The organism is Actinocatenispora comari (genome assembly GCF_017312725.1).
Taxonomy (GTDB): domain Bacteria; phylum Actinomycetota; class Actinomycetes; order Mycobacteriales; family Micromonosporaceae; genus Actinocatenispora; species Actinocatenispora comari.
In genome coordinates, this window is the sequence record NZ_BOPO01000062.1 from 23,621 (window position 1) to 29,692 (window position 6,072).

The 6,072-nt window shown below is 74.3% G+C and carries 7 protein-coding genes; 3 read left to right on the forward strand and 4 right to left on the reverse strand.

What is annotated here, in order from left to right; all coding sequences use genetic code 11:
• Window positions 1–39: 39 nt before the first annotated feature.
• On the forward strand, window positions 40–1,074 hold the full coding sequence (locus NUM_RS17885; protein WP_207126021.1) for a zinc-binding dehydrogenase: 1,035 nt from the start codon (window positions 40–42) through the stop codon (window positions 1,072–1,074).
• Here NUM_RS17885 and NUM_RS17890 read toward each other — a convergent pair.
• Window positions 1,063–1,881: a helix-turn-helix domain-containing protein gene (locus NUM_RS17890; RefSeq protein WP_207126022.1), complete on the reverse strand. Its 819-nt coding sequence runs from the start codon at window positions 1,879–1,881 to the stop codon at window positions 1,063–1,065. The two genes, NUM_RS17885 and NUM_RS17890, sit on opposite strands and share 12 nt — an antisense overlap.
• Window positions 1,882–1,961: 80 nt before the next feature.
• Here NUM_RS17890 and NUM_RS17895 point away from each other — a divergent pair, with 80 nt between their 5' ends.
• Window positions 1,962–2,348 carry a nuclear transport factor 2 family protein gene (locus NUM_RS17895; protein ID WP_225918654.1) on the forward strand — a complete coding sequence of 129 codons (387 nt, stop codon included), beginning with the start codon at window positions 1,962–1,964 and terminating at the stop codon, window positions 2,346–2,348.
• Window positions 2,349–2,405: 57 nt separating this feature from the next.
• On the opposite strand, the gene NUM_RS17900 is transcribed toward NUM_RS17895, so the two are convergent.
• Window positions 2,406–3,407, reverse strand: coding sequence for a L,D-transpeptidase (locus NUM_RS17900; protein ID WP_207126024.1), 1,002 nt, complete (start codon window positions 3,405–3,407; stop codon window positions 2,406–2,408).
• 221 nt (window positions 3,408–3,628) lie between these two features.
• Here NUM_RS17900 and NUM_RS17905 point away from each other — a divergent pair, with 221 nt between their 5' ends.
• On the forward strand, window positions 3,629–4,561 hold the full coding sequence (locus tag NUM_RS17905) for a GNAT family N-acetyltransferase (protein WP_207126025.1): 933 nt from the start codon (window positions 3,629–3,631) through the stop codon (window positions 4,559–4,561).
• Window positions 4,562–4,683: 122 nt separating this feature from the next.
• Here the strand turns inward: NUM_RS17905 and NUM_RS17910 are convergent, their stop codons facing one another.
• On the reverse strand, window positions 4,684–5,115 hold the full coding sequence (locus NUM_RS17910; RefSeq protein WP_207126026.1) for an acyl-CoA thioesterase: 432 nt from the start codon (window positions 5,113–5,115) through the stop codon (window positions 4,684–4,686).
• Window positions 5,116–5,125: 10 nt separating this feature from the next.
• The coding region (locus NUM_RS17915) for a PD-(D/E)XK nuclease family protein (protein WP_207126027.1) at window positions 5,126–6,072 on the reverse strand (947 nt) is incomplete at its 5' end.

The window sequence follows — 6,072 nt, forward strand, 5'->3', positions numbered from 1 at the left end:
CCTCGCACCGAGCAGACACTGGTGCTCGAACGAGACACAGTGTCTCGCAGATCAGCGGTTCCCACCAGCGACCCGGTGGCGGGCCACCCCGAGGAGGACAGCATGTACGCCAGCCGGATCCACCAGTTCGGCCCGCCCGAGGTCCTGCGGTACGAGCAGGTCGACGAGCCGGTGCCGGCCGCCGGCGAGGTGCTCGTCGCGGTCGAGCGCGCCGGCGTCAGCTACGGCGACGTGATCGTGCGGGCGGGCAGCTACCCGGTCGAGCTGCCGTACGTGCCGGGCGTCGAGGTCGGCGGCCGGGTGGTGGCGGTCGGCGACGGCGCGGACCCCGCGCTGGTCGGCCGGCGGGTGGTCGCCTGTACCGCGGGGAACGCCGGCGGCTACGCCGAACTGGCCCGCGCCCGGGCCGCCTACACCTTCCCGGTACCCGACGGGCTCGGGCTCGCGGTCGCGATCGGGGTGTTCCAGGCGGGGGCCGTGGCGCTCGGCCTGCTGACCGCGATGCGGGTACGGCCCGGCGAGACGGTGCTGGTCACCGCGGCCGCCGGGCGCATCGGGCTGCAGCTGGTCCAGCTGGCCCGGGCCGCCGGTGCCACCGTGGTCGCCGCCGCCGGCGGTACCGCGAAGATCGCCGCGGCCCGCGAGGCCGGCGCGGAGCACGCGGTGGACTACACCGGCGACGACTGGCCAGCCCAGGTACGCGCGGCCACCGGTGGCCGTGGCGCCGACGTGGTGCTCGACGCGATCGGCGGAACCCTCGGCGCGCAGGCGATCGACGCCGCCGCCCGGCCCGGCGGCCGGATCGGCATCTACGGCTTCGCCAGCGGTACCTGGACGCCGCTGCCCACCGCGGCGATCGTCCGCGGCGGGCAGTCGGTGTCCGGGCCGCTGAGCCTGGTGTTCGCCAAGTCGGACGCCGAGCAGCGCGCCGACGCCGAGCAGGCGCTGGCCGCCGCCGGGCGCGGCGAGCTCGCGCCGCGGCTGCACGCCGAGTACCCGCTGGCCGACGCCGCGGCCGCGCACGCCGAGCTGGGCGACCGGCGCACCATCGGCGGCATCCAGCTACTGCCCTGACCCGCGCGGCGGCGACGCACCGGTCGGCGACGGGTGCTGGAGCGTACCGGTGGCGAAGTGCGCGGCGGTCTCGTCGTCGGCCGGGTAGTACGACTCGATCGAGACCTCGTCGAGGGTGATGTCCAGCGGTGTGCCGAACGTGGTGATCGTGGAGAACAGCCGCAGTTCCGCCGCGCCGAACCGGAACAGCATCGGGGTCAGCACGTCGGAGGAGATCCGGGCCCCGTCGTCGTCCGGGCCGACCGGCGCCAGGTACCGCTCGTACAGCGCGGCGAGCTCGGGGTCGGGGGCGGCGGCCAGCTGCCGGGAGATGCGGGCCCGCAGCACCGACCGGACGTCGGCCAGGTTGACGATGTTGCCGGCGAACCCGCGCGGGTCCAGCGCCAGCCGGACCATGTTGACCGGCGGCCGCACCAGTTCCGGCGCGACCCCGGTGAGGAAAGCGTCGACGGCGCGGTTGGCCAGCACGATGTTCCACCGCCGGTCGAACACCATCGCCGGGTACGGCTCGTGCGCGTGCAGCACCCGCACGAGCGCACCGTGGGCGGCGGCCAGCGCGTCGCTGTCCAGCGGCCGTTCGGCGTACCGGGGCGCGAAACCGGCGGCGAGCAGCAGCCGGTTGCGCTCCCGCAGCGGTACGTCGAGCTGTTCGGCCAGCCGCAGCACCATCTCGGCGCTCGGCCGGGTCTTGCCGGTCTCGACCAGGCTGACGTGCCGGGCCGACACGTCCGCGGCGAGCGCGAGGTCGAGCTGGCTGCGGTGCCGCCGGTGCCGCCACTGCCGCAGCAGTTCCCCGACCGTGTCCATGGTCGGGGAGCCTACCCAGCCCGGCGGCATGAAATGCCATGTCATCGACAACCGGCGGCGGCGCCGGAACACTTTCCGGTATGACCACCGACAACAAGACGATCGTCACCCAGGCCCTGCAGCAGATGGTCGCCACCGGCGGCACCGACGCGCTGGAACCGTTGCTGCGGGAGGATTTCGTGCACCACAAGCCAGACTCGACCACGTCCACCAAGGAGGAGTGGCTCGCCGACGTGCGGGCGGTGCCGATCGACCGCTTGCGGGTGGAGATCCTGCACCTGCTGGCCGACGGCGACCACGTGGCGCTGTCCACCCGGCGCTGGCTGGACGGCGGCGGTCCGGGGATCGCCGCCGTCGACATCTGGCGGCTGGAGGACGGGCTGATCACCGAGGCGTGGGAGCTGGTGGAGCCGCTCGCCGACGTCGCCGCCAACCTGGCCTGGTGGCGCACCGACGCGGCCGCCTGACCGCACCCGCCCGAGGGGGCCGGCTGGGCCCCCCGGGCCGCTGGCCCGGCCGGGCGGTCAGTGCTTCGACTTGACCGAGCCGCCCTGCTGCCAGGTCGACCACGGCACGTTCCAGTCGCCGTAGCCGTCCCACTCGCGCATCTCGTTGCCGCCGGTGTTCTTGTACGTCACCACGTCACCGACCTGCGCGAACCCGTAGAACCACTTCGCGTCGTCGACGTTGAGGTTGGTGCAGCCGTTGGAGGTGGAGCGGCGGCCGATGTTGCCGCCGTTCCACGACGCGGAGTGCACGTACTCGCCGGAGTTGGTGATGCGCACCGACCACGGCACCATCAGGTTGTACGGGTCGGACGGGTTGTCGGAGACCATGTTGACGGTGCCGTCCGGGCGCATCTTGCCGGTCTTCGGGTCGGTCTCGCCCTTCTGCATGACCACCTTGGTGCCGTAGTACGTCGGGGTCTTCGCCGCGCCGCACGAGGTCGGCAGCGTCCGGACGGTCTTGCCGTCCGAGGTGACCACCATCTTCTCGGCCGAGCAGTCCACAGTGGACACATTCGCCGCGCCGGTGGCCATCGACAGCGTCAGGCTGTCGTCGAACACCAGCCCCGGCCCCGCGGACAGCCCCTTGACCGGCAGCTTCAGCTCGATCTTCGCGTGCCCGGGCCAGTATTTCTCCGGTCGGTAGTGGCCCTCCAGCGCCTGGTCGGAGCGGCCGCTGTGCTGGAAGTACCAGGCGCCGCCGGCCGGCTGCCCGTTCACCGTCACCGTCGCCGCCTTCTCGAACGCGGCGGCGTCGGTGATCGCCTTGTCGAAGTAGACGATGATCGGCATCCCGACGCCGTAGGTGTTGCCGTCGCCCTCCAGCAGCGACACGTGCACCGGCGCACCGGTCGGCTTCGGCGACGGGCTCGGCGAGTGCTTGCCGGCCGGCGCCTTCGACGGGCCGGACGCGTCGTGCCCGCCACCGCCGCCGGAGGAGCAGGCCGACAGCGCGAGGCCGGCCGCGGCCAGCACGCCGACGAGCGCCAGGCGAGAACGCCGGTACCGAGAAAGACTCACGCCGCACCCCACCCGCATCGAGCGTGCCGGGCGGCAGACCCGACGCGCACTCCACAGACATCCGTGGCCCAGACTAGGAGCGGGCCACCACCCCGCGTCCAGTCGACGGCGCGCAATGTGCCGTACTCGACGGCATGTTGTCCGACATACCCGACTCGACCGGCGAGAGCGGCGCGGAAAGTCGTTCGACGGATCCGACGCGCGCTGGCACAGTGCGGCCCATGACCGACTCCGAGCTGCTGACGGCCGCGGACATTCCCCTGATGCAGGAGCTCGCGCAGCGGGTCACCGCGCTGCGGCCGGACCACATCAGCGCCGGCGCCTCGTACGGGGAGCTGGCCTGGGTCTGGGGCAAGGGGTGCGCGGCCCTCGGCGCCACCTGGCGGCGCCGGTTCTGGTACGCCGGGACCGAGCTGGTGGCGTGGGGATGGGCGTTCCTGCCCTGCACGGTGCGGCGCAACGACGGGTCGGTCCGCGAGGTGACCGACACGTCGCTGAGCTACCAGGTGCATCCGGACCGGCTCGAACTCGTCGACGAGATCATCGACTGGTACGAGGAGGTGGCGGCCGGGCTGGACCGCGCGGTGACGCCGACCAACGCCGAGGAGTTCGCGCTGGCCCGCTGGGCGGCGCGCGGCTACCGGCCCGACGACGACGGTGTCACCCTGCTCAACCAGCGCGACCTCGACGACCTCGAGCCGCCGGCGCTGCCGGACGGGTACCGGATCCGTACCGCCGACGAGGTCGGGGCCGAGGCCGCGGTGCGCGCGCACCTGGACGCCTGGACCCCGTCCGGGTACACGGCCCAGAGTTACCGGGACGTGCGCGCCACCGCCGCCTACCGCGGTGACCTGCACCTTGTGGTGGAGGCGCCGGACGGGACGATGGCAGCCTCCACGATCATCTGGTACGACCCGGTGAACCGGAGCATCGAGTTCGAGCCGGTCGGTACGCACCCGAAGTACCGCCGGCTGGGGCTGGCCCGAGCGATGATGCTGACCGGGCTGCAGCGGGCGCGGGCAGCCGGCGCCCGGCACGCGACGGTGGTCTGCGACGGCTCGCCGGACGACCCCGGCCCGCGCCGGCTGTACCAGGACGGCCTCGGCTTCCGCGAGCTCTCCCGGGACGCCCCCATGGTCAGGCCCGCCGGCTGAGCATCCGACCCGGCCGCGCCGTCGCGGTCGCGCTGTCATGGCCGGACTGGTGCGGCCAGACTGATGCGGCCGGACTGGTGCGGCCGGACTGGTGCGGCCGGGCTGTCAGGACAGGCCGGCTGTCAGGACAGGCCGAGCAGGTCCGGGTCGGTGGCGAGCTTGCGCAGGTGGGCCTGCGGGTCGGCGACCAGCCGGCGGGTGTGCAGGTCGAGCAGCCCACCGACCGCGGTGACCTCGGCGGCGGCCGTACCGTCGGCGCGCACCAGGTGCTGCACCAGCCGGAACGTCTTGCGCCCCGGCGTGTACTCGAACGCGCAGCTCACGTCGACCTCGTCGCCGCCGCGCAGCTCCCGCAGGTAACGCACGGTGGTCTCCAGCACCACCGGGCCGGCGCCGGAGGCGATCAGCGCGTCCTGGCCGACGCCGGCCGCGCGCAGCACCTCCCACCGGGCGTGCTCGGCGTACTGCAGGTAGACCGCCTGGTTGAGGTGGCCCTGCGTGTCCAGCTCATAGCCGCGCACGGTGACCCGGACGCGGAACGGTTCGCTTGTCACGACGCCGACATTACTGCTCGGTAACCGGCTCCCCGGCCGCCGGCGGCAACCGAGTGACCAGCGCCGCAAGTTCGTCCGCGTCGAGCAGGTCGGCCGGGCTGTCGGTCACCCCGGTCGCGACGTAGTGGAACGCCGCCCCCACCTCCGCGAGCGGCACGCCGAACAGCTCGGCCGCGGCCAGCCGGTACGCGGCGAGCTGGACCGCCGCCGCGCGCGCCGCATCGCCGGTCGGCTGCCGGCCGGTCTTCCAGTCGACCACCCGCAGCCCGCCGCCCGGCTCGGCGAACACGGCGTCCATCCGGCCGCGCACCACCACCCCGGCCAGTACGGTCACGAACGGCACCTCCACCGCGAGCGGCGTGCGGGCCGCCCACTCGCTGGCCAGGAACCGGCGCTGCAACTGCGCCAGGTCGGCGTCGACGCCGGTGTCCCGGTCGGCGGCGCCGGGCAGCTCGTCCAGGTCCAGCAGCGCCTGACTGCCGAGTCGCTGCTCCAGCCAGCGGTGGAACTCGGTGCCCCGGCTCGCGGCGCGCTCCGGCGGCCGGGGCAGTGGGCGGCGGATCCGGCGGGCCAGCGCGCCCGGGTCGTCGGCGAGACCGACCAGGTCGGTGACGGTCAGCGCGGCCGGCAGCGCCACCTCGCCGACGCCGCGCGCCTCGGTGTCGCGCTCGGCCAGCAACAGGTCCACCTCGTACGCCCAGCGCCGCTCCTCCGCCGTCACCTCGTCCTCGCCGCCGCCCGGCACGGCGCCGCCAACGCTGGTGTTGCCGCCCGGCGCGCCAGTGGTGTCGGCGGCGTCGTTGCCGCCCGGCGCGCCGGTGGTGTCGGCGGCGTCGTTGCCGCCCGGCGCGCCGGTGGTGTCGGCGGCGTCGTTGCCGCCCGGCGCGCCGGTGGTGTCGGCGGCGTCGTTGCCGCCCGGCGCGCCGGTGGTGTCGGCGGCGTCGTTGCCGCCCGGCG